Genomic DNA, 22,745 nt, shown 5'->3' with positions numbered 1-22,745 from the left:
TGCGTAGACAACGTCTACGCAGCGCAACACATCCCGCGCACGTGAGCTCTCCCCGGAGGCGCCCCCGCGAAGGCGCCCCTCCGGAGACATTCCTACCGAGACGTCACTCCCCGGGAGCGTCGCCGTCGGAACCGGCCGCCAGCGCCGCCAGCTGCCCCTCCAGGTAGAAGACCTCGTCCAACAGCACGAACCCGTCGTCGGGATTGCCGTCGTCGACGAAGAACCCCGACATCGCCGCCTGCCAGCGTGCGTTGACCTCGGTCGCCGCCATCCCCCGCTGCGCCGCCTCGTAGTCGTCGGTCTCCAGGAACCCGACGAGCAGACCGTCGTCCCGCAGGAACAGGTGGTAGTCACGCCAGCCCGTGTCCCGGAGCGCCTCCAGCATCTCGGGCCAGACGGCGGCGTGTGCCGCCCGGTACTCCGGGATACGGTCGGCCCGCACCCTGGACGTGAAACAGACGCGTGCACCAGCGGTGTTGCTCGACATGTCCGGTCCTCCGGTTCCTCGTGAAACGGTTCATAATGTAGCCCGAAGCAAGGAGGCACCCATGACCCAGCAGGCCGCTCACCGACGAGCATCCATCGCCGACGTCGCCCGTGCCGCCGGCGTCTCCGTCGGCACGGTCTCGAACGTCCTCAACCGACCCGAACGTGTGCTGCCCGGCACCCGCGAACGGGTCGAGGCCGCGATCGAGGAGCTCAGCTTCGTCCGCAACGGGTCCGCCCGGCAGCTCCGGGCCGGAACCATCACGACCATCGGCGCGATCGTCCTTGACATCGCCAACCCGTTCTTCACCGACGTCGCACGGGGCATCGAGGAGCGCCTGGACCGCGACGACTTCACACTCATGGTGGCGTCGTCCGACGACGACCCCGAACGCGAGCAGCGCTACCTCCGCCTGTTCGAGGAGCACGGCGTGCAGGGCGTCATGGTCGTACCGGCGACCGACGACATCGAGCACCTGCTCGCGATCCGCCGCCGTGGCACCGGCGTCGTGCTGCTGGACCGTCCGTCGTCGGACCCGAGCATCTCGTCGGTGGCCGTCGACGACGTCCGCGGGGGCGAGCTCGCGGCGCGTCACCTCCTGGACGAGGGCCACACCCGGATCGTCTTCCTCAACGGGCCGCACACGATCAGGCAGTGCGCCGACCGGCACGAAGGCGTGGTCAAGGAGCTCGCCGCCGCTGGGCTCGACCCGGCGTCCGCGCTCCAGGAGATCACCGTGTCCAGCCTCAACGCCGAGGGTGGCGAGGCCGCGATCCGCGGGCTCCTGGAGTCGGGCGAGCGCCCCACCGCCGTCTTCTGCGTGAACGACCTGGTCGCGCTGGGTGTGCTGCGCACGCTCCGCACGGAGAACATCGCGGTACCCACCGACGTGGCGGTGGTGGGATACGACGACGTCGCGTTCGCCGCCGAGCTGTCCACACCCCTGACCTCGATACGCCAGCCGACGCACGAGCTCGGCGCCCGCGCCGCGGACCTCCTGCTCAGCGGCCCCGACGCGGCGGCAGAGCACGTGATGTTCCAGCCCACGCTGGTGGTGCGGGGCTCCAGCTCCGCGTCGGCGAGGTAGTCCCCGGCGTCAGCTCTGCCGGTCCGACGAGCGGACCTTCACCGGAACCGGGCGCCTGCCGCGGGACGCGAGGAATGCCGCGGGGCCAAGAAGCGGTACGAGGACGATGACGAGCAGCGTCAGGACGGCCTCCCAGGTCTGCTCCCAGCGCGTCCGGAACCAGACGACGAGTGCGGCGAGGGTCAGCGCGACAGCCACCAGCGCACCAGCTGACCAGATCAGGTCGTACGGCGAAACCGCGAACATGGTCGTCCCATCGGGTCGGGGCAGGTCGTGACGGCCGACGCTACTCCACGACTTCGCGGCCTGTCACTCGAATCGGGCGGCGCACCCCGCATGGTCACAAGGTCTCGACAGGCTCGACCACCGGCGCCCTGGGGCTGCCGGTGGTCGAGCCCGTCGAGGGTCAGCCGCGGCCCGGGATCGGGACCGTGGACCAGTCGGTGTCCGAGGCGAGGTAGAAGCCCGGGTACGACGGCTGGTTGTACGTCGTCTGCTGCCGCGCCACCTCGGCGCGGTACTGCCGGTCGTGCATCAGCGTGTACATGGCGATGTCCGTCGGCTCGGTGGTCGTGAACAGCCGCAGCGCGCTCGAGTCGGTCGTCCGCACCAGCACCTCCTCACGCCAGTCGCCGAGCATGTCGGCCACGAGGGACGGCGTGCCCTTGGTGCCGTTGTTCGTCAGCGTCCCGTCCAGGGTCTTCACGACGCCGCGCGACCAGTCGGTGATCGTCGGCGTCTGCGCCTCCGCTCCCCCGATGATCTGCGTGGTTCCGTCCCCGGCCCAGCGCACCGACTGGTTGGTGCCCATGGTCGTCGTCGACAGCTGCGCGCCCGTGGCGCTCAGCGTGCCCGACCCGAGGGTGCCGTCCGGCATGGACGCCCAGACCTCGACGCCCGGCACGTCCGAGCGCACGTCGCCGATCATCGCCCGGCCCGTGTCCCGGCCGGAGTACTGCCCGAACAGCACCTCCCCGGTCGCGGCGTCGCGCAGCGCGGAGCCGTACGGCGCCCACGTGCCACCCTCGTGCGCGGTCCAGATCTCGAGCCCGGGCCGCGCCGGGTCGATGTCGGTCACGTGCATGGCGTCACCGTGGCCCAGCCCGGCGCGCGCCCCCGGGTTCGCGGAGCCCTCGGGCAAGGTGTCGAACGACGAGTAGAGCAGCGACCCGTCGTCGTCGAGCGTCGCCGAACCATAGACGACCTCCTGCTTGCCGTCGGCGTCGACGTCGGCCGCGGACAGGGAGTGGAAGCCCTGCGTCGTGATGCTGCCCCACTCCGGCGAGGTGCCCGGCACCCCGTGCGGGCTGTCGTTGAACGGGTTGCTCATCGCCGTCCATCCCGAGTCCGCGAGCCAGCGCTTGGTCAGGTGCCTGCCGTTCCAGTCGTAGGCCGCGATCGTGGAGCGCGTGTAGTAGCCGCGCGCGAAGATCGCGCTGGGCCGACCCTCGGACAGGTAGGCGACGCCCGACAGGAACCGGTCGACCCGGTTCCCCGGCTCGATGCGGGCCATCGCGTAGTCGCCCCAGCGCAGCCCGTCGTCGGTGCGGCCCGGCTCGTAGTCGACGGTCTCCATGGGCTTGCCGCTGCGGCCGTCGAAGACCGTGAGGTACTCCGGCCCGCTCACCACGAAGCCCTCGAACCTGCGCAGCTGGTTCCGCGTCGAGCGGGCAGGTGCGTAGACGTCGATGAAGTGGTCGGCCGCGGCGCGCGCGTCGGCGTCGGACAGCGGGTAGGACCACCGGCCGTCGATGCCCCACGCCTCCTCCAGCGTGGCCGGCCACTCCCCGCCGGTCACCTCTGGCCGTGTCGACCAGCCGCGGAACATCTCCACGAGGTGCTCGTAGTAGTCGCCGGCAGACATCCGGTAGTCGTCGGCGTGGGTGACGCCGTCCGCCCGGTCGTCCCGGGGGATCCCGATGTAGCGCCGACCGGCGGGCTCCCCGTCGTCGTACGTGGTCACGTGCGTGCCGGGGGCGGTCTTGACCATCAGCTCGGCGCGGCCGTCGCCGTCGAAGTCGTAGACGGGGAACTGCGTGTAGTGCGCGCCCGCCCGGATGTTGACGCCCAGGTCGATGCGCCAGAGCTGGGTGCCGTCGAGCTCGTAGGCGTCGAGGTAGACGTTGCCCGTGTAGCCGACCTGGGACACGTCCTTGGAGTTGGACGGGTCCCACTTGACGACGATCTCGTACTCGTCGTCGCCGTCGAGGTCCGCGACCGACGCGTCGTTGGCGCGGTACGTGTACGCCTCGCCGGCGGGCGTGACGCCGTCGGCCGGCTTGTTCAGGGGGATGTCGAGGTGCCCGTCGCCCCACACGGTGGCCGACGCCGACCGGCCCGCGTTCGGCCCGCTCAGCGGCACCACCCGGTACCTGGAACCGGCGGTGCCCGCCGGGTCGACGTAGTTGGTCGAGCCCGACACCTTCGCGACGCGCCTGCCGTCGCGGTACACCGCGAAGTCGGGGCTCTTGAGCCCTGCGTCGGTATGGCCGGTGACCTCGGGCGCGAGCAGCCGCCAGCTCAGGAAGACGCCCTCGCTGGTGGACGCCGCGACCAGCCCGCGCTCGAGCCGCTCGGTGCCCGATGTCGGCCGGTCGCCCTGGGCGCTCAGGTCGCCCTGGTCGCCGGTCAGGACGGTACTCGGGCCGGCCTGGGCGGACGCCGCGACGCCCACCCCGCTCAGGCCGAGGCAGAGTGCCGTCGCCAGGACAGCCCTGGCGTGGATTCGTCTCGCGATCATGTTCGAATTCCTCTCTGAATTCTCGATCTCACGGATAGCTGGACGACGTCAGTCGAGCGCGCGGCGCCGCACACGTCGCGTCTCGACGGCGACCGCCGCCAGGCTCAGCAGGCCGCCCGTCACCAGGACGAGCGGCGTCAACATCCAGACGAGCACCACGCACATCACCAGGGCCGCGAGCACCAGGGCGGACCCGGACAGGTCGTCCCTTGCGCGTAGGGCACCCCGGGACACCAGCACCCACACACCACCAGGACCGGGCTCGTCGTCGGACCAGGCGGCCACGGCGCGCACCAGCACGACCGCCGCGCACGCGGCGGCCCCCCATGTCACCCAACGGACGGCGGACGCCCCGGGCAGATCACCCGACGCCGTCAGCCCGGTGTTCAGCACGACCGCGCCCGCGGCGAGCGGCAGGAGCGCACCCAGCGCCCAGAGGCCGCGCGCCGCGGCCAACCAGTCCCGCGCAAACGTCCGGACCGTCGTGTCGTACCCACCGAGGTGACGGCGCAGGTGCGCGGCCCCGGCCGCGAGCGCCGCCGGGAGCGTCACCACGGGGAGGCAGCCGATCAGCACGAGCAGCCCGGTCAGCAGCGTCTCCCCGAGCAGCGCGAACCGGCTCTCGCCGGCCACGCGCTGCCCGCCGGCCGGCTGCGCGCCGGCCTCGTCCTCTCGTCCGTCGGCGTCCACGCGGCTCAGCCCTTGAGGCCCTGCGTCGCGACCCCGTCGACGAGGTACCGCTGGAACAGCACGAAGAACAGCAGCACCGGCAGGAGCGCGAGCACGGCCATGGCCATCTGCGCGCCGTAGTCGGAGACCGACGTCTGGTCCACGTACATCCGCAGCGCGATGGGCAGCGGGTACGTGTCGGGCTGCTTGAGGTAGAGCAGCGGCCCGAGGAAGTCGTTCCACGACCAGATGAAGGCGAAGATCGAGCTGGTGATCACCGCCGGCCGCATGAGCGGGAGCAGCACGAGCCGGAAGATCCCCCAGTGCCCGCACCCGTCGATGCGCGCAGCCTCGTCGAGCTCACGGGGCAGGCCGCGCAGGAACTGCACCATGAGGAACACGAAGAACGCCTCGGTGGCCAGGAACTTGGGCGCCAGCAGCGGCAGGAACGTGTTCACCATGCCCATGGAGTTGAACAGGATGTACTGCGGGATGATCACCACGTGGAACGGCAGCAGCATCGTGCCGATCATGATCGCGAAGTACACCCCGCGCCCCGGGAAGCTGATCCGGGCGAACGCGTACGCCGAGACGGTCGACGACAGGACGACGCCGACCACCGAGCCGACCGCGAGGATCAGCGAGTTGAGGACGAAGGTCCAGAACGAGATCCCGCCGATCCCGCTGAGCGCCGAGACGTAGTTGTCGAGCGTCCACGTCTCCGGCCACAGGTTCACGTTGCCGACGATGTCGCCGTTCGGCTTGAACGTGCTCATCAGCATCCACACGCCGGGGTACAGGATCACCACGGCGATCGCGAGCACGACCACGTGGAACACCACGGAGCCGGTGCGTCGCCGCTGGCGGGCCTTGCTCGACGACGAGTGGTCCCGGTCGGCGAGCAGCGTGGCCCCTGCCTCCAGCGCGGTGTGGTTCGGGTGGCTGGTCTCGCTCATCGCACGTCTCCCGTGTAGTGGACCCACGCACGCGAGGTGCGGAACAGGACGGCGGTGATGATCCCGACGACGAGCACGAGCACCCAGGCCATCGCCGAGGCGTACCCCATCCGGAACTCCGTGAAGCCCTTGATGTAGAGGTAGAACGTGTAGAACAGCGTCGAGTCGGCAGGACCGCCGGTGCCGCCGGAGATGATGAAGGCCGAGCTGAACACCTGGAACGCGCCGATCGTCTCGAGCAGCAGGTTGAAGAACAGCACCGGGGACAGCATCGGGATCGTCACCGAGATGAAGCGCCGGATCGGCCCCGCGCCGTCAACCGCTGCCGCCTCGAGCAGCTCGGCCGGGATCTGCTTGAGCCCGGCCAAGAAGATCACCATGGGGGCGCCGAACTGCCACACCGCCAGCAGGATCATCATCGGCATGGTCATGTTGGGATCGCCCACCCAGCCACCGCCGGGCAGCCCGAAGAACTGCTGAACCTGGTCGGCGATGCCGTCGTCGATGAACATCGCACGCCACACGATCGCCACGGAGACGCTGGCCCCGATGAGCGACGGCGCGTAGAACATCGAGCGGTACGCGCCCTGGCCGCGGCGCTTGGCGTTCAGCAGCAGCGCCACGGCGAGTGCCGCCGCGAGCTTCACCGGCACACCCACCAGCACGTAGATGGCGGTGACCTGGGCCGACTTGAGGAACCGCGGGTCCGCGAACAGCGTGGTGAAGTTGTCGATACCGACGAACTCCGGCGCCCGGAACAGGTTGTAGTCGGTGAACGCGAGGTAGAGCGACATCAGCATCGGGCCGGCTGTCAGCAGCCCGAACCCCAGCAGCCACGGGGACAGGAACGCGTAGCCGGCGCGGGTGTCGGCCCGCTTGCGCGGCGGCTTGCCGGCGCCGCCCCGCGCGGGGGTCGACGATGTCGTCGACCCCCGCGCGCTGCCGCGCCCAGCCTCACGGCCGCGCTCGGTTGTCATGGCTGACATGCTCACTGCCCGCCGAGGTTCGCTTCGGCGCTCTGGAACCACTGGTCGGCGAACTCCTCGGCAGTGACGTTGCCGTACGCGAGCTCCTCGCCCAGCCGCTTGAACTCGGCCTCGACGACGCCGTAGCCCTCCCCCGGGAGCGGCGTCTCGGCAGTCACCAGGTCCGCCACCTCGTCCTCGTAGGTGACGATCTTCGAGTCGATCGAGCCCTCGGCCAGCTCCATCGCGTCCTTCTGGGCCGGGACGGCGGGCACACCCTTGGACGTGCCGAAGATCTTGCCGACCTCGGGGTCGTTCACCAGGAAGTCGATCAGTGCGGCCGCGGCGTCCGGCTCGTCCGTGTTGGCCGACGACGAGAGCAGCATCGACGGCTTCCAGAACTGCTGCGAGCCGTCGGCGCCCGTGGGCACCGGCAGGATGCCGAGGTTCTCCGTACCCGCGCCGGCCGCATAGCCGGCGAGCATGTTGTCCCAGGTGATCTCGGTGGTCGCCTGGCCGACCTGCATGGCCGTGAGCGGCTCGACCTGCTTCGTCCGCTCGATCGGGAAGAACATCTTGTCGTCACGCATCGGCTGGGAGCGCTCGATCCATGCGACGAGGTCCGCCTTCTCGAAGGCCGGCGAGCCGTCCTCCGCGAACGCCGTCTTGCCCTGCTGGAGCAGCCACTGGATGAACAGCCAGAGTGCGCCCGTGTAGTCGGTGCCGCCGTAGACCTGCGGGTCCTGATCGGCCCCCGCCTCGCTGACCTCACGGATCCAGGCGTCGTACTCGTCCCAGGTCAGTCCCTCCGCCGGCGGCTCAACGCCCAGCTCGTCCAGGAGGTCCTGGTGGTAGAACATGCCGAGCGTGTTGGTGCTGGTCGGGATGCCGAACTGCCTGCCGTCGACCGAACCGGAGCCGAGCAGCGTCTCGTCGTAGTCGCCGGTCTCCAGGTTGACGCCGACCTGGCTCGACAGGTCGAGCAGCTGGTTGTTCGACGCGTACTGGTGGATGTACGCGAGGTCCATCTGGAAGACGTCGGGGAGCGTCTGGCCGGCCGCCTCGGTGGTACGGGCGGTCCAGTAGTCGTCCCACGCCTGGAACTGCGTCGAGACGACGATGTTCGGGTGCTTCTCCTCGAACAGCTTCACCGCTTCCTCGTAGCGGCTCGCGCGGTCGTCGTCTCCCCACCAGACGAGGGACAGCTCGATGTCCCGGTCGGTGGCGACGGGCGCGGCCTCGGCCGAGGTGGCGGCGTTACCGCCGCCCCCGCACGCCGAGAGGGTGAGCGCGGCGACCGCCGCGATCGCCGTTGCGTGGACGGCGGCCTTACTTGTGGTGGTGCGTGTGCGAACCACGTGAGCCTCCTTGCTCGTACTGCTGTTGGCGCGCCGGCTGCGTCCTCGACGGCCGACTGAATCGATACAATACCGCTCCGGGAAGCGTTGTCCAGGGCTTCAGGTCAGGAATTCGTAACGAAGTGCACCGATACAACCCATCTGCCCTCGACGCCGTCACGGCAGGGCCGGGCCGTCAGGCAGGCGCCGGCGCGGTGTCCTTCACCGGTGCCCACGCCGGTCCGGTACCGCGCATGGACGCGTGGAACGGGTCGCCCGGCCCGATCTCGCCGGCCCGGACCACCGTGCCGGTGAACGCCGACCGGTAGATGGCGGCGACCAGCTCGAGCGTGCCGCGCACGTCGGCCACGGTGACCGGAGGTGCCTCCCCCGCGACGAAGGCCCGGTAGGTCGGCAGGAGCTGGGCAAGGTGTCCGGAGGGCAGGGCCGCGGGGTCCGGCTGCCACAGCTGCCCGACGTCGCCCCGGTCCTTCGCGGGCGTGAACGTCCAGTCGGCGTCGTCGTACCCGTAGAGGTGCGACAGCTCGATGGTCGCCGCCTCGGTGTCGAACCGCAGGTCGGAGGTCTCGCGCGGGGACAGCAGGGAGTTGGTGATGGTCGCCATCGCGCCGTTGGCGAAGCGCACGATCGCCATCGACACGTCCTCGGTGTCCACCTGCCGCGCGAGCCGTCCGGCCATCGCCGTCACCTCGGACCAGGGTCCGAGTACCGCCAGCAGCAGGTCGAACTGGTGGATGCCGTGGCCCATCGTGGGCCCGCCGCCCTCGGTGTCCCACCGCCCGCGCCACGGCACCTCGAAGTACTCGGGCGCACGGAACCACATGGTGTCGCAGGTCGCGACGAACGGGCGACCCAGCGCGCCGTCGTCGAGCAGCCGCCGCAGCTGCCGCAGGCCGTGCCCGAACCGGTGCTGGACCACCTGGGTGAACGTCGCGGTGGAGGCCGCCTCGGCCTGCGCGATCAGGTCGATCTCCGCGAGGGAGAGCGTCGCCGGCTTCTCCACGACCACGTGCACGCCTGCTCCGAGTGCGGCGACCGCCGCGTCCACATGAGCGCCCGGCGGAGTGCACACGTGCAGCACGTCGGTGTCGGCGAGCACGGCGGCCAGGTCGGTGCCGTGTCCGGCGACGCCGTACTGCTGGGCGAACGCCTCAGCCCGCGCCGGGTCGATGTCGAGGGCATGCGCCAGGACGGCGTCCACCCCGTGCTGCGACAGCGCTGCGATCGCTTCCGCATGGGTCCCGGCGATGGCGCCCGTACCCAGGATCGTGACTCTCATGTCTCTCCGTCCTCATCGACGAGGTGAATCGTTTCACCGTCCGTACGGACCGTACCAGCCCTCGTCGAGTGCGGGATATCTGCGCCCCTCTGCGGGACTGAGCGCACAGATGTCCCGCACTCGACGGGACGGTCAGCGGACCGACTCGATCTCCTCCGCCACCGCGTCCAGGAAGGTCTCCGGGGTGCTTTCCGGCAGCAGGCCCGGGAGCCCGAGCAGGGCTCGGACGTCCTCCTCGGCACCGGCCAGTCCTTCGACGTCGCCCAGCCCGTCGGAACCACCGGGCACCTCGAAGGCGCTGACCACCGCCTCGAGCTCCTCGGCCCGCGGGTCGTCCACGCCCTCGCCGGAGAGCGTCCGACGTCGGACGAACTCCGCCCAGGCGGCCAGCGCGAACGCCACCCCGCGCGGCTCCCGGCCGGCGGCCAGCGCGTCCGCGAGGACGCCGCCCCACCGGTACGGGATCTTCTGCGTGCCGTCCATCGCCACCTGCGCCGTCGTGTGCCCGGTGTGCGGGTTGGCGAACCGCGCGAGGATCTGCTCGCCGTACTGGTGCAGGTCCAGGCCCTCGGGCGGGGTGAGCGTCGGCAGCGCGTCCTCGAAGAGGTACTGCCGGGCGCGCTCGCCGATCGCCGGATCCGCCATCGCCGCCGCGATCGTCGTGTGCCCTGCGAGCCACCCGGAGTACGCGACCAGGGAGTGCGTCCCGTTCAGCAGCCGCAGCTTGGCCTGCTCGAACGGCGCGACGTCCTTGGTCAGGGTGGCACCGGCCGCCTCCCAGGCGGGGCGCGGGCCGGCGAACCGGTCCTCGATCACCCACTGCGCGAACGGCTCGCCGACGACGAGCCCCTCGTCCCGCGCGCCCAGCGCCTGCTCGACGTGGTCACGCTGCTCCGGCGTCGTCGCGGGCACTATCCGGTCGACCATCGAGCACGGGAACGTGACGTGCGTGTCCAGGAACCCGCGCAGGGCGTCACCCTCCGCCCCGGGCAGGCCCGCGTCAACGGCCTGCCGCACCAGACGTTCGAGCACCCGGCCGTTGTCCACCATGTTGTCGCAGGTCAGCACGGTGATCGGCGCACCGGATGCCGCACGCGCCGCGAGGCCGCGGACCAGGAGGCCGATCGCCGACGTCGCCGGGCGTACCGGCGACGTCCCGGGCGCGGCCCGGAGCTCCTCGAGGTCCCCCGCGACGGCGTCCAGGTCGAGAGCGCCGTCCGGCGTCCGGGCGTACCCCTTCTCCGTGATGGTCAGCGTGACCACGTGGGTGGACGGCGCCGCGAGCGCCGCCAGCACCCGCTCGGTCTCCTCCGCGGGATAGGCGACGTCGACCACCGAGCCGATCAGCTCGACGGACGATTCCTGCTCGCCCGCCGTCAGCACCGCGTACACGCCGCCCTGCGGGCGGAGCTGGTCGCGGACCGTCGCCGACCGCTGGGTCACGCCGAGGATCCCCCACGAGGTGTCGCCCGTGGCGATCGCCGCACGTTCGGTATAGACGGCCTGGTGCGCCCGGTGGAACGCCCCGATGCCGAGGTGGACGATGCCCACCGCCGTCGGCATCACCGGCGCGTCGATGCCCACGGGGACGTTGTCCCGGTGCAGGCGGTCGTCAGTCATCGCGTGTCTCCTTCACCTGTGCCACGAGCTGCGTCGGGTTCACGAACCGCAAGGCAGCCACGAGCATGACGAGCATGGTCGCTGTATAGATCACCGACATGGCCGAGATGAGCTGTCTCGCCTCACCACCGCCGGCGGATGTCATGCCACGGTAGATCGCTACGACGAGTGTGTCCGATCCAGGGCCGGACACGAGGAACGTCAGCTCGAACAGCCCGACGGTCCGGACGAGCACGAGGATCGCCGCGGCGAGGATACCGGGCACGAGCAGCGGGGCGAGGACCCGCGTGAACACCTGCCGGGTTCGCGCCCCGCACATCCGGGCGGCGGACTCGATGGCCGGGTTGATCTGCTCGATGAACGGCGTCATGGTCAGGATCACGAACGGCACGGACGGGACGAGGTTGACCAGGACGACGGCGGTCAGCGTGCGCCCGAGGCCGAAGGAGTACATGACCGTCGCGAGCGGGATGCCGTAGGTGATGGGCGGCATGAGCACCGGCAGCAGGAACAGCAGCATGATCGCGCGCTTGCCGGGGAAGTCGCGGCGGGCGAGCACGTACGCGGCGGGCACGCCAACGGCCACGGAGATGACGACGACGAGCGCCGCCACGCCGACCGTGACGCCGACGACCTCGCCCAGCGCGAACCGGTCCCAGGCCTCCGTGTAGCGCTCGGTGGTCAGGCCCTCTGGCAGCCACGTGTCGAACCACTGCCGCCCGAACGAGTCGACGACGACCGCGACGAGGATGCCCAGCAGGAACACCCCGAACGCGGTCATGCCTGCCCAGACGAACCAGGTGGACGGCCGGGCGGCGATCGGCCTTTCGAGCGTTGCGGTGGCCATCAGCCCTTCCCTCCGGTCGTCCCTCGGTACAGCAGCGACCGCAGGCCCAGCACGGCCACCACGACGATGAGCTCGACCGCGCCCATCATCAGCGCGATGGTGGACGCCATCGCATAGTCGTTCTGCTCGCCGAACGCCCGGAACGCCATGAGCGACATGACCCGGGTCTCGCCCATGGCGTCACCGACGAGCCGCGCCGACGGGAACACGGAGAAGGCGAGCACGAACGTCAGCACGAACGTCGTCGCGAGGCCCGGCGCCAGCAGCGGCAGGATGATCCGCCGGAACCGCTGCCACCAGCCCGCGCCGAGCGTCTTGGCCGCCCGTTCCAGCGACGGGTCGATGCCCGACAGGTAGGACGAGATGAGCAGGAATGCGAACGGGAAGCCGGTGATGACCAGGGAGAACATGACGCCCAGGTAGTTGTTCACCAGCCTGAGCGGCTCCTCGATCAGGCCGATCTCCAGCAGCGTCCGGTTGATCCAGCCCTGCCGTCCGGCGAAGATCAGCAGCCCCTGCGCCGTGAGCACCGTGCCCAGCGTGATGGGGAGCACCAGCAGCGACGTCAGCAGGCGCTTGCCGCGGAACCGGTGCCGCAGCACCATCGCGACCGGCACCGACGCCAGCACGTTGAACAGGGCTGCGGGGAGCGCGAGCCGCATGGTGATCCCGACGGAGTCGAACACGAACGGGTCGCGGAAGAACGCCACGTAGTTCGCGAAGATGCCGCCGCCCCACTGCTCCCGCATCGCCGCGGTGGGCTGGACGGTGAGCCCTATCCCGTACGAGAACGGGTACACGAACAGCGCGACCGCCACGACGAGGCCGGGCACCAGCAGGAGCAGGGTCGGGTCGACGCCCCGCTCGGCCAGGCGGTGCCGCAGGCTCGCGGTGGCGCGCCCGGCCCGCGGCCCGCCCCCGCTCGAGCTCATGCCGCCACCTCCACCGGCACGACGGCGTCCAGCGACTCCGGGAACACCAGCACCCGCTCGACCGGCGCCGTCAGCCGGACGGCGCTGCCGACCTGCGGGGCCGACGGCGTCCTGGCGTGCAGCATCGTGTCGCCGGCCTGGACCCCGACGGCGTGCTCGCGGCCGTGGTACTCGACCACGGCGACGGTGCCGGGAACGGCGCCCGCTCCGCTGGTCGATGCGGGCTCGCCCTGCTCCACCACGAAGTCCTCCGGCCGGATCGCCACCCGCACCTGGTCCCCCGCGCTCAGGGCGCCGACCGCACGCCCCGTGAGCCGCACCCCGCCGTCGGCCGTCCCGGGGAGGGCGACCACCACCTCGCCCCCTGCCGCCGAGACGACGGTCGCGGTCAGGATGTTGCGGTACCCCATGAAGTCCGCGACGTACCAGCTCGTCGGGCTCTCGTAGAGCTCGTCGGGCGTGCCCACCTGCTGCACGCGACCCTCCCGCATGACGACGAGGCGGTCGGCCAGCGACAGTGCCTCCTCCTGGTCGTGCGTCACGTAGATGGTCGTGAGTCCCAGCGACTGGTGCAGACGCCGGATCTCCGTGCGCATGTCGAGGCGGAGCTTCGCGTCGAGGTTCGACAGGGGCTCGTCCATGAGCACGAGCGAGGGTTCGAGCACCACGGCGCGCGCGATCGCGACGCGCTGCTGCTGCCCGCCCGAGAGCTGGCCCGGCAGCTTCCTCGCGTGCTCGCCGAGCTTGACGAGCTTGATCGCCTCGCGCACCCGCGAGTCGATCTCGGCCCGGGGCCGACCCTGCATCTGCAGGCCGAACGCGACGTTCTTCTCCACGGACAGGTGCGGGAACAGCGCGTAGGACTGGAAGACCATCCCGAACCCGCGACGCTCGGGCGGCAGGGTGTCGATGCGCTTGCCGTCGAGCAGGATCTCGCCGTGCGTCAGCGGGAGCAGGCCAGCGAGGCAGTTCAGCGCTGTCGACTTGCCGCAGCCCGACGGTCCGAGCAGGGCGACGAACTCGCCGGACCTGATCGTCAGGTTCAGGTCGGACAGCGCGTCCACCCCGCCGAACCGCCGTCCGACACCGCGCAGCTCCAGGGAATCGAAGTCGCTCACCTCAGGACACCTCCTCCACCTTGCCGCCGCCGACCTCGCGGTCCCAGATGTCGAACGCCTTGACCATCGACTCGGCGTCGAGCGGCACGACGGCGTCCTGGGACTCGATGAGCTCGTCGAACATCGGGCGGCCGAACTCGTCGATCACGTCCTGCGACTTTTGCGGCGCAAGGTCCAGCGTGGCGCCCTCGACGGCCGGGCCGGGGTAGAAGTAGCCGGCGTCGTACGCCTTGGCGTTCTGCTCGGGCGTGAGCATGTCCTGCAGCAGGAGCATGATCGCGCTGATCTTGTCCGCGCTCTGCCCCTTCGGGATGGCCGCGTAGTGCGCGTCGGTCACCCAGGTGAAGTCGTCGAACGCGGCGGCCTGCAGCTTGTTCGGGAGCTGGCCCTCGGCGCGCGGCGCGATCTCCCAGCCGGTGGTCGTGGGGATCATCGCCCAGGTGCCGTCGGCCATGTTGGTCACCACCTGGCCGGTGCCCGTCGGGTAGGTGTCGACGTACTCGCCGAGCTCCTTGAGGTACGCCCAGGTCTTGTCCCAGCCGTTCTCGGGGTCGGTCGGGTCCTCGTCACCCAGGATGTAGGGCAGGCCCATGAGGAACGTCCGGCCGGGACCGGAGTTCGCGGGGCGGGCGTACCCGAACTTGCCGGGGTTGGCCTTCGCCCACGCCAGCAGCTCGTCCGGGGTCGCGGGCGGCGCGTCGACGACGTCGGGGTCGTACTGCAGCAGCGGCCCCGACGGGTAGTACGTCGTCACCACGCCGAAGCCCTGGGCGAGCTCCTGCATCTTCGCGGCCGGCTCCAGGTAGTTCTCCTGGTTCGACACGCGGTCGCCGTAGTCGTCCACGATCGGCAGCCACAGGTCCTGGCTGATGCCCGCGGCCAGGCCGTCGTTGCCGGTGAAGACGACGTCGATGGACAGGTTGCCGCTGTCGACCTGCGGCTTGACGATGCCCGTGACGTCGGGCGCACCGCCGGTCTCCCAGGTGACCGACTCGATGACGTCCGGGTTGTTCTCGACGAACTCGTCGACCATGCCCTCGGTGAGCCGCTGGTTGCCCGCGACGTCGAGGATGTTCAGCGTGACGGGCTCGGAGGGCGTGTCGGGGACGTCCGCCGCGTCGGTGACGGCTCCGCCGCTCTCGCCGCCGGGGGGCGCGGGCGGGGTGCAGGCGGTCAGCAGGGTCAGTGCCGCGACGCCGGCGAGCGCCACAGCCTTCTTCGAGGTGCGCATGGTGCCTTCCTCTCTCTCGGGCTCCTTCGCCCAGGGTGTGTTGCCGGGACGGGCGTCAGTTGGCCGGCCCGGCAGGTACGGGTCCTGTGGACCCGCGAATCGTGAGCTCCACGGGGAGCTGTGAGCTGGCCGACGTCCCGCCGCGCAGGCGCGCCAGCAGCAGGTCGACGGCGCGGCGGCCCAGCCGGGCGAGCGGCGCGTGCACCGTCGTGAGCGCGGGCGAGACGAGGGTGGCGAGCTGGACGTCGTCGAACCCGACGACGGACATCTCGCCCGGTACGTCCACCCCGCGGTGCCGGAGCCGGTCCAGGATCCCGAGCGCCATGAGGTCGTTGAACGCGACGACGGCGGTCACGCCGCTCGCCAGGGCGTAGTCGGCTGCCTGGGTGCCGCCCGCGAAGTACGGCTGGAAGGTGCCGAGCTCCACCAGCTCGACGTCCCGCAGCTCAGCGGCGGCCTTCAGCCCGGCGACGCGGCGGCTGCCCGACCACGACGACGACGGACCGGCCGCGACGCCCACCTTCCGGTGCCCGAGCGCGTACAGGTGCCCGAGCACCTGGGCCACGCCGTCGGCGTCGTCCACCGAGACGCAGGGGATCTCCAGCGGCTCGGCGCCGGAGCCGCCTGCCAGCTCCCGGTTGGCCAGGACGGCGGTCACGCCCACCAGCGCCGCGCTCAGCTCCGCGTCGCCCGACCGCGGCGAGGCGACGACCAGGCCGTCCGTCCGGGCGGCGAGGGCGCCGATCAGCTCGGCCTCGACATCCGGGTCCTCGTCGGAGTCGGCGACGAAGACCTCGTAGCCCTCCGCGCGGGCACGCGCCTGCACGGCCTTGGTCACGGTGGCGAAGTAGGGGTTCTCCAGGTCGGGCACCAGCAGGCCGACGGCGTGCGTGCGCCCCATCCGCAGGCCGCTCGCCGCCTGGTTGGGCCGGTAGCCGAGCTCGGTAGCGATGCGGGTGACCCGGTCGCGGGTCTCTGCGGCCACACGTTCCGGGGAAGCGAGGGCGCGGGACACCGTGGAGATCGAGACCCCAGCCGCGCGAGCGACGTCGTGCACCGTGACCATGGCACCTCCTTGTGACCGTTGCGACGCTGCAAACGTTTGCACCATACCCTAGGTTAGAGTGCAAACGTTCGCACCACTCTCCGTCCGGCCGCCCGACCGGCCCGGCAATGACGCCAGGAGCACACGAATGACCGCATGGACCCTGCACCCTGACCGAGCACTGCCCGCCGACCCCGTGACGCGGCCGATCGCGCGCGAGATCTACGAGGCGGTGCGCGACCTCCCGATCGTGTCGATGCACGGCCATGTCGACGTCACGGCGTTCGCCGACGACGAGCCGTTCCCCGACCCGGCGCAGCTCCTCGTGGTGCCCGACCACTACCTGACGCGGATGCTCGTCTCGCAGGGTGCGCAGCTTCCGGAGCTGGGTGTGGGGCCGGCCGACGGGCCGGGGTTCGAGTCGGACCCGCGCGAGATCTTCCGGCGCTTCTGCGCGGGCTGGAAGCATTTCCGCGGCACGCCCACGCGGTACTGGATGGAGCATGAGCTCGTCGAGATCTTCGGCGTCACGGTGCGGCCCTCCGCCGAGACCGCCGACCAGATCTACGACCAGATCGCTGAGACCCTGGCCGACCCGGCGTTCCGGCCGCGCGCCCTCCTCGACCGGTTCGGCATCGAGATCATCGGCACCACCGACCCTGCCTGGAGCACGCTCGACGAGCACGCCCGCCTCGCCGCCGAGCTGCCGGGCCGCGTGCTGCCGACCTTCCGTCCGGACCCGCTGCTGCATCCCGCCCGGGCGACCTGGCACGGCGACCTGGAGCGCCTCGCCACGGCGTCGGGCATCGCGACCGATACCTACGCGGGCTACCTGGCGGCGCTCCGCGAGCGCCGCGCGGCCTTCGTCGCGGCCGGTGGCCTCGCCACCGACCACGGCCACCTCAGCGCGGAAACGACCCCGCTTCCCGACGACGTCGCGAGCAGCCTGTTCGAGAAGGCGCTGCAGGGCGGCTCCGACGGGTCGGGGATCAGCACCGCGGAGGAGTCGGCGTTCTCCGCGCACATGCTGTTCCAGATGGCGGCGATGTCCGTGGAGGACGGCCTGGTCATGCAGTTCCATCCCGGTGTGCTCCGGGATCACGACCCGGCCGTCGCCGCGACGTTCGGACCCGACAAGGGGTACGACATCCCCGTCGTCACCGAGTTCGCGCGCGGCCTGCGGCCGGTCCTGGAGGCGTTCGGCAACTCGGCGAGCTTCCGGATGATCGCGTTCACCGTCGACGAGGACGTGTACTCGCGCGAGCTGGCGCCGCTGGCGGGCGTGTACCCCGCGCTCCGGCTCGGTGCGCCCTGGTGGTTCCTGGACGCGCCGGACGCGATGCGCCGGTTCCGGGAGTCGGCGACGGAGACCGCGGGGTTCTCGAACATGTCGGGCTTCGTCGACGACACCCGGGCGTTCTGCTCGATCCCCGCACGCCACGACCTGGCCCGCCGGGTCGACGCCGGCTACCTGGCCCGGCTGGTGGCGGAGCATCGCCTCGACCTGGACGAGGCGGTGGACACCGCGGCCGACCTGGCCTACCACCTGCCGAAGCAGGCGTACGCGCCGCGCTGACCCGAGCGTGCCGGGCCCGCAGGCACCGGGTCAGCCGCGCACCGGGTCCAGCGGAGCGCCCGGAGCGAGCGCGAGCTTCGCGAAACGTTCGCCGATGCGGCGGTGCGTGGCGGAGTCCGGGTGGAGCCGGTCGGGCAGGGGCAGCTCCTCGGCGTCGGCGTGGCCGTACAGCTCGAGGCCGTCGAGGTAGTGGAGATTCGGGTCGCCCGCGGCACGCTCGCTCACTATGCGGGCGAGCTGTTCGCGGATGACGGTGAGGGTGAGCTTGCCTGCCGCGCGCTCGGCGGGGTCGCCGGTCGCGCGGAACCGGAGCTGCCCCTCGGCGAGGGCGTCGGTGTCGAAGGCGCCGGGGCCAGGTGTGTCCTCGTGGATCGGACAGAGGATGGGTGAGATGACCAGCAGGGGCGTGTCCGGGTGTCCGTCACGCACGGTGTCGAGGAATCCGTGGACGGCGGGGCCGAACGCGCGCAGGCGCATGAGGTCGGCGTTCACGAGGTTGATGCCGATCTTCAGGCTGATCAGGTCGGCGGGGGTGTCGCGCATGGCGCGGGCCGTGAACGGGTCGAGCAGCGCGCTCCCGCCGAACCCGAGGTTGACCAGATCGACGCCGCTGAGGGACGCCGCGACCGCCGGCCAGATGCCCGTAGGCCGCAGCGCGTTGGAGCCCTGGCTGATCGAGCTGCCGTGGTGCAGCCACACGGGCCGCCGGTCCGCCGAGGCATGCACCGGCGCGTCCGTGCGCAGCTCGACGAGCTCGACCGTCTCGTTGTGGGGCAGCCAGAGCTCGACGGACTTCTCGCCGTCGGGCAGCCCGTCGAACCGGACGCCGTCGACGCCGCCCTCCGCGACCTCGCGCGCCCCGGTGGCCATGTCGATCGTCACGACGGTGGCCGAGGCAAGGCTCCCCTGCCCGACCAGCCGACCGTCGACGACCAGGTCGAAGACGCCGAGGGGGCGCGCGGGAGCACCGCGGAAGCCGAACCGGGTGGCGAGCGCCCGCAGCTCGATGCTCGTGGCGGCGGTGGTGACGGCGAGCCGCACCCCGGACGGCTGCGACTCGACCATGGCGAGCTGGGGGTCGGCGGCCTGGGCGAGCGCCCGGGCCGGCAGCCGGTGCACGCGCACGCCGGTCGGCGTCTGCTCCAGCTCGGGTGCGCCGCGCAGCAGGTCGGCACTGACAGGGGTGGTGTGTGGAAGCGGCCGAGCAGTCATGCGAACAGCGTATGGGCGGCGGACCGCCGGTCGCCGCGCGGCAGACCCCTCGCATCCTCGCCGCGAACCCTGGTCCGGGGTGGACCTGGGGCAGTTCGCTGAGGCACAGTTCAAGCACGCCCCCACATATCTGCATATCAACCGCAAGACGGACGGGACGATCCATGACCGGTGATACTCAGCGCTCCGTGCCCCATCCGGCCTGGCTGCCCGACGACGCGTTCGCCGCGATCGGCAGCCGCCGCGTGGTGGTGGCCGGCGACGGCGTCCTCGCGGGCACGGTCGCGGAAGAGGTGGCGGCCGCGACGGCGCGGTTCGGCGGTTCGTTCTCACGCCTCGAGGTGGGCGACGGCGTGGCTGACGCCGAGCTGGTGCTGACGCTTGCGCACTTCGACGCCTCGTCGGCAGACCACTCGATCGACGAGAGCTTCCGGTTCACGCGCGAGGCGGGCGCCGTCGTCGTGCAGGCGGAGACCGATGCCGGGCTGCTGCACGGCCTGTTCCACGTGGTGCGCCTGGGCGAGGCGGCGTTCGAGGGGCCGGACACCGACGAGACGCACGCCCCCGCGACCGGCCTGCGGATGCTCGACCACTGGGACAACGTTGACGCGCATCCTGTGATGGGCCAGGTGGAACGTGGGTACTCGGGCGGCTCCATCTTCTACGACAACGGTTTCGTCCGCGCGGACCTGTCGCGGGTCGAGCGGTACGCACGGCTGCTGGCCGCCGTCGGGATCAACCGGGTCGCGATCAACAACGTCAACGTGCACGAGCGCGAGGCGCGGCTGCTGACCGACGACCTGGGCGACGTCGTGCGGATCGCCGCCGTCTTCCGGCGCTGGGGCATCCAGGTGCACCTGTCGGTGTCGTTCGCCTCGCCGATCACGCTCGGCGGCCTCGCCACGTCGGACCCGCTCGACCCGGGTGTGGCGCACTGGTGGGTGCGTACGGCGGGTCGGGTGTGGGACGCGATACCGGACTTCGGCGGGTTCGTGGTCAAGGCCGACTCCGAGGGCCAGCCGGGCCCGTTCGCCTACGGGCGCACGCATGCCGACGGCGCGAACATGCTGGCTGCGGCCGTCGAACCGTACGACGGCCTGATCCACTGGCGGGCCTTCGTCTACGACCACAGGCAGGACTGGCGCGACCGGTCCACCGACCGCGCCCGCGCGGCCTTCGACCACTTCCAGCCGCTGGACGGCACCTTCTCGGACAACGTGATCGTGCAGGTCAAGTACGGCCCGCTCGACTTCCAGGTGCGGGAGCCGGTCTCGCCGGTCCTTGCCGCCATGCCCCGTACCCGGATCGCCCTGGAGCTGCAGGTCACCCAGGAGTACACGGGTCAGCAGAAGCACGCCGTCTACCTCGGGCCGCAGTGGAGCCAGATCCTCGGGTTCCGGTTCTGGGACCGGGCCGGAGGGGACGGCGGTTCCCCCACCGTCGCGGACCTCGCGACCGGCCGTGGCAAGGCCGCCGAGGACCCGGGCACCGGCACGTGGCAGGAGCCCGCCGGCGGCTTCGCCGCCGTCTCGAACGTGGGCGACGACGAGTTCTGGACCGGGCACCCGTTCGCCCAGGCCAACCTCTACGCGTACGGACGGCTGTGCTGGGACCCGGCTCTTGACCCGGCCACGGTGCTCGACGAGTGGGTGGGCCTCACCTTCCCTGGCGCCCCCGAGGCCGTCCGGCAGGCGGTGCACGCGGTGCTCGACCGGTCCTGGGAGACGTACGAGCAGTACACGGCGCCGCTCGGCGTGGGCTTCATGGTGCGCCCCGGCCACCACTACGGGCCCGACGTCGACGGGTACGAGTACACCCCGTGGGGCACCTACCACTTCGCGGACCGGGACGGGATCGGCGTCGACCGGACCGCGCGGAGCGGCACCGGCTACGCGAGCCAGTACCCGTCGCCCTGGCGCGAGACCTACGAGTCGCTGTCCACCTGCCCGGACGAGCTGCTGCTGTTCTTCCACCACGTGCCGTACTCGCACGTGCTGCACGGCGGGAAGACCGTGATCCAGCACGTCTACGACACCCACTTCGAGGGCGTCGAACGGGTCGAGGCGATGATCCGCGCGTGGTCGGCGGTCTCGAAGCTCGTGGACCCTCGTCTCTCGGAGCGCGTCGCGGACCGGTTCGCGGAGCAGCTCCGCTCCGCCACCGAGTGGCGCGACCAGGTGAACACCTACTTCCTGCGGAAGTCGGGCGTGCCGGACGAGCGGGGCCGCACGATATACCCCTAGGCGCTCCGTCAGGCCGGTCGCGGGACGTGCCGCGTGTGGCTGAAGGTGCCCTTGCCGAAGGCCAGCACCTTGGTGGGCTCCACGGCGAACACGAGCGCGGGGCCGGCGACGTCGTTGAGGAACACGCCGTCGCCCACCTCGTAGACCCACCGGCCGTCCCACTTGGTGCGCCAGGCCGCCGCGAGCCGCGCCAGCGCCTCCCGGTCGGTCACGCGGACGGCAGGACCCTCGACCACGACGTCCACGCCCTCGTCCCAGGTGTCACGTCCGGTGGTCAGCACGACGTTCGGGTTGACCGCCAGGTTGACCGCCTTCTGCTCCTCGGGTCCGGTCGTGAAGTGCAGTGCCCCGTCGAGCCAGACGGCGACCAGTGGCGCGACGTGCGGGCGCCCGTCGGCGCGCACGGTGGTCACCCAGGCCATCTGGGCGTTCTCGAGCACCTCCTGCGTGGCCTGCCAGCTGGTCGGCTCGGCGTAGGGGTCGCTGAACCGGGCGTCGATGGTGGTGATCGGGTCCTTCATGATCGCGCTCCTCGGGTTGGATGGAAGCGGCCCGAGTCCATCCCCCTTCGAGGACGGAGTCCGCGGCACCGCTACCAAACCCGACGAGCGAGTGGCGGGAAACTCATCGCAGCGGTCACCCGCTCGATGTTCGGCCAGGCGCCGGACGCGGACTAGTCCGTCACCCCGCGCGGTCCGTACATGATCACCGAGACGCCGACCAGGCAGATCAGCGCCCCGACGATGTCCCAGCGGTCGGGGCGAAAGCCGTCGACGACCATGCCCCAGGCCAGGGAGCCGGCCACGAAGACGCCGCCGTAGGCCGCCAGGATGCGGCCGAAGCTGGCGTCGGGCTGGAGGGTCGCGAAGAAGCCGTACAGGCCCAGCGCGATCACTCCGGCACCGATCCACAGCCAGCCCCGGTGCTCACGGACGCCCTGCCACACGAGCCAGGCGCCGCCGATCTCGAACACGGCGGCGGCGACGAACAGGATGATCGAGCGCATGACCATGCCACGACGTTAGTCCTCCGAGCGAGCTCGAAGGACTAGCCCCGGGCATCAGCCCGCGTCGAACCGCTCCTCGCCCTCCAGGTCGGGGTCGTCCTTCGGGTGCTCGCCGGGGATCGCCCTCTCCCCTGCCGGGTCCTCGGTCGTGCGGTCGAGGTCGTCGTCCTGCCCCGGCACGTCACGCGGTCCGGGGTTGCTGCTGCCCTGTACGTCGTCGTCGGCGGTGACGGGATCGACGCGCGGTCCGGGATTGGCCTGCGGCGTCGGCACGTCGTCGGTCCGGTAGTTCTCGTTCTCGCTCATGCTGGACTCCCTCCGGCTGGATGGTGCGGCGGCGCGACCTCACGGACGACCACACCACCTCTTCTCGA

The 22,745-nt window shown here is 71.2% G+C and carries 21 protein-coding genes; 3 read left to right on the top strand and 18 right to left on the bottom strand.

The genetic code is table 11. From position 1 onward, the window contains the following. Positions 1-103: 103 nt before the first annotated feature. On the bottom strand, positions 104-487 hold the full coding sequence (locus AB0I32_RS04585; protein WP_357503335.1) for an L-rhamnose mutarotase: 384 nt from the start codon (positions 485-487) through the stop codon (positions 104-106). Between the two features lie 61 nt (positions 488-548). Here AB0I32_RS04585 and AB0I32_RS04580 point away from each other — a divergent pair, with 61 nt between their 5' ends. After that, entirely contained in the window at positions 549-1,574 is a 1,026-nt protein-coding gene (locus AB0I32_RS04580; RefSeq protein ID WP_357503333.1) for a LacI family DNA-binding transcriptional regulator, read from the top strand. A 9-nt stretch (positions 1,575-1,583) separates the two neighbouring features. On the opposite strand, the gene AB0I32_RS04575 is transcribed toward AB0I32_RS04580, so the two are convergent. The 13 genes from AB0I32_RS04575 to AB0I32_RS04515 form a co-directional block, all read right to left on the bottom strand. Next, a complete protein-coding gene (locus AB0I32_RS04575; protein ID WP_357503332.1) occupies positions 1,584-1,820 on the bottom strand; it encodes a hypothetical protein in 237 nt (78 codons plus the stop codon). Between the two features lie 160 nt (positions 1,821-1,980). Beyond that, positions 1,981-4,314, bottom strand: a complete 2,334-nt coding sequence (locus AB0I32_RS04570) for a rhamnogalacturonan lyase (RefSeq protein WP_357503331.1) — start codon at positions 4,312-4,314, stop codon at positions 1,981-1,983. A gap of 48 nt (positions 4,315-4,362) precedes the next feature. After that, positions 4,363-5,004 carry a Poxvirus protein I5 gene (locus tag AB0I32_RS04565; RefSeq protein WP_357503330.1) on the bottom strand — a complete coding sequence of 214 codons (642 nt, stop codon included), beginning with the start codon at positions 5,002-5,004 and terminating at the stop codon, positions 4,363-4,365. 5 nt (positions 5,005-5,009) lie between these two features. Continuing rightward, positions 5,010-5,939 carry a carbohydrate ABC transporter permease gene (locus tag AB0I32_RS04560; RefSeq protein ID WP_357503329.1) on the bottom strand — a complete coding sequence of 310 codons (930 nt, stop codon included), beginning with the start codon at positions 5,937-5,939 and terminating at the stop codon, positions 5,010-5,012. Continuing rightward, positions 5,936-6,916 (bottom strand): sugar ABC transporter permease, encoded by a 981-nt coding sequence (locus AB0I32_RS04555; RefSeq protein ID WP_357503327.1) that lies wholly within the window; start codon positions 6,914-6,916, stop codon positions 5,936-5,938. Before AB0I32_RS04555 ends, AB0I32_RS04560 begins: the two co-directional genes overlap by 4 nt. An 11-nt stretch (positions 6,917-6,927) precedes the next feature. Beyond that, a complete protein-coding gene (locus tag AB0I32_RS04550) occupies positions 6,928-8,262 on the bottom strand; it encodes an extracellular solute-binding protein (RefSeq protein ID WP_357503325.1) in 1,335 nt (444 codons plus the stop codon). 175 nt (positions 8,263-8,437) lie between these two features. Continuing rightward, the gene (locus AB0I32_RS04545; protein ID WP_357503323.1) at positions 8,438-9,541 is read right to left on the bottom strand and encodes a Gfo/Idh/MocA family oxidoreductase; all 1,104 of its coding nucleotides are present in this window, start codon (positions 9,539-9,541) and stop codon (positions 8,438-8,440) included. Positions 9,542-9,673: 132 nt separating this feature from the next. Then, positions 9,674-11,161 carry a mannitol dehydrogenase family protein gene (locus AB0I32_RS04540; protein ID WP_357503321.1) on the bottom strand — a complete coding sequence of 496 codons (1,488 nt, stop codon included), beginning with the start codon at positions 11,159-11,161 and terminating at the stop codon, positions 9,674-9,676. Beyond that, positions 11,154-12,008, bottom strand: coding sequence for an ABC transporter permease subunit (locus tag AB0I32_RS04535; protein WP_357503319.1), 855 nt, complete (start codon positions 12,006-12,008; stop codon positions 11,154-11,156). Before AB0I32_RS04535 ends, AB0I32_RS04540 begins: the two co-directional genes overlap by 8 nt. Then, complete coding sequence (locus AB0I32_RS04530; RefSeq protein ID WP_357503317.1) at positions 12,008-12,940, bottom strand: ABC transporter permease subunit; 933 nt, start codon at positions 12,938-12,940, stop codon at positions 12,008-12,010. Before AB0I32_RS04530 ends, AB0I32_RS04535 begins: the two co-directional genes overlap by 1 nt. Further along, complete coding sequence (locus AB0I32_RS04525; RefSeq protein ID WP_357503315.1) at positions 12,937-14,058, bottom strand: ABC transporter ATP-binding protein; 1,122 nt, start codon at positions 14,056-14,058, stop codon at positions 12,937-12,939. Before AB0I32_RS04525 ends, AB0I32_RS04530 begins: the two co-directional genes overlap by 4 nt. Before the next feature lies 1 nt (position 14,059). Next, positions 14,060-15,289, bottom strand: coding sequence for an extracellular solute-binding protein (locus tag AB0I32_RS04520; protein ID WP_357503313.1), 1,230 nt, complete (start codon positions 15,287-15,289; stop codon positions 14,060-14,062). A 55-nt stretch (positions 15,290-15,344) separates the two neighbouring features. Further along, positions 15,345-16,355, bottom strand: a complete 1,011-nt coding sequence (locus tag AB0I32_RS04515) for a LacI family DNA-binding transcriptional regulator (protein WP_357503311.1) — start codon at positions 16,353-16,355, stop codon at positions 15,345-15,347. A 127-nt stretch (positions 16,356-16,482) separates the two neighbouring features. Between AB0I32_RS04515 and uxaC the strand changes: the two genes are divergently transcribed. Next, positions 16,483-17,910 carry a glucuronate isomerase gene (gene uxaC / locus AB0I32_RS04510; protein ID WP_357503309.1) on the top strand — a complete coding sequence of 476 codons (1,428 nt, stop codon included), beginning with the start codon at positions 16,483-16,485 and terminating at the stop codon, positions 17,908-17,910. A gap of 30 nt (positions 17,911-17,940) precedes the next feature. On the opposite strand, the gene AB0I32_RS04505 is transcribed toward uxaC, so the two are convergent. After that, positions 17,941-19,122, bottom strand: coding sequence for an SGNH/GDSL hydrolase family protein (locus tag AB0I32_RS04505; RefSeq protein WP_357503307.1), 1,182 nt, complete (start codon positions 19,120-19,122; stop codon positions 17,941-17,943). A gap of 164 nt (positions 19,123-19,286) precedes the next feature. On the opposite strand from AB0I32_RS04505, the gene AB0I32_RS04500 reads away from it, so the two are divergent. Then, a complete protein-coding gene (locus AB0I32_RS04500; RefSeq protein WP_357503305.1) occupies positions 19,287-21,365 on the top strand; it encodes an alpha-glucuronidase in 2,079 nt (692 codons plus the stop codon). 8 nt (positions 21,366-21,373) lie between these two features. Here the strand turns inward: AB0I32_RS04500 and AB0I32_RS04495 are convergent, their stop codons facing one another. The 3 genes from AB0I32_RS04495 to AB0I32_RS04485 form a co-directional block, all read right to left on the bottom strand. Further along, positions 21,374-21,886 (bottom strand): pyridoxamine 5'-phosphate oxidase family protein, encoded by a 513-nt coding sequence (locus AB0I32_RS04495; protein ID WP_357503303.1) that lies wholly within the window; start codon positions 21,884-21,886, stop codon positions 21,374-21,376. Between the two features lie 152 nt (positions 21,887-22,038). Further along, a complete protein-coding gene (locus AB0I32_RS04490; RefSeq protein WP_357503301.1) occupies positions 22,039-22,377 on the bottom strand; it encodes a YnfA family protein in 339 nt (112 codons plus the stop codon). 48 nt (positions 22,378-22,425) lie between these two features. Then, positions 22,426-22,677: a hypothetical protein gene (locus tag AB0I32_RS04485; protein ID WP_357503299.1), complete on the bottom strand. Its 252-nt coding sequence runs from the start codon at positions 22,675-22,677 to the stop codon at positions 22,426-22,428. Between the last annotated feature and the right edge of the window lie 68 nt (positions 22,678-22,745).

The organism is Promicromonospora sp. NPDC050249 (assembly GCF_040656015.1).
Classification (GTDB): domain Bacteria; phylum Actinomycetota; class Actinomycetes; order Actinomycetales; family Cellulomonadaceae; genus Promicromonospora.
The sequence above is the reverse complement of the archived record's forward strand: the minus strand, read 5'-3'. Positions and strand labels throughout refer to the sequence as shown.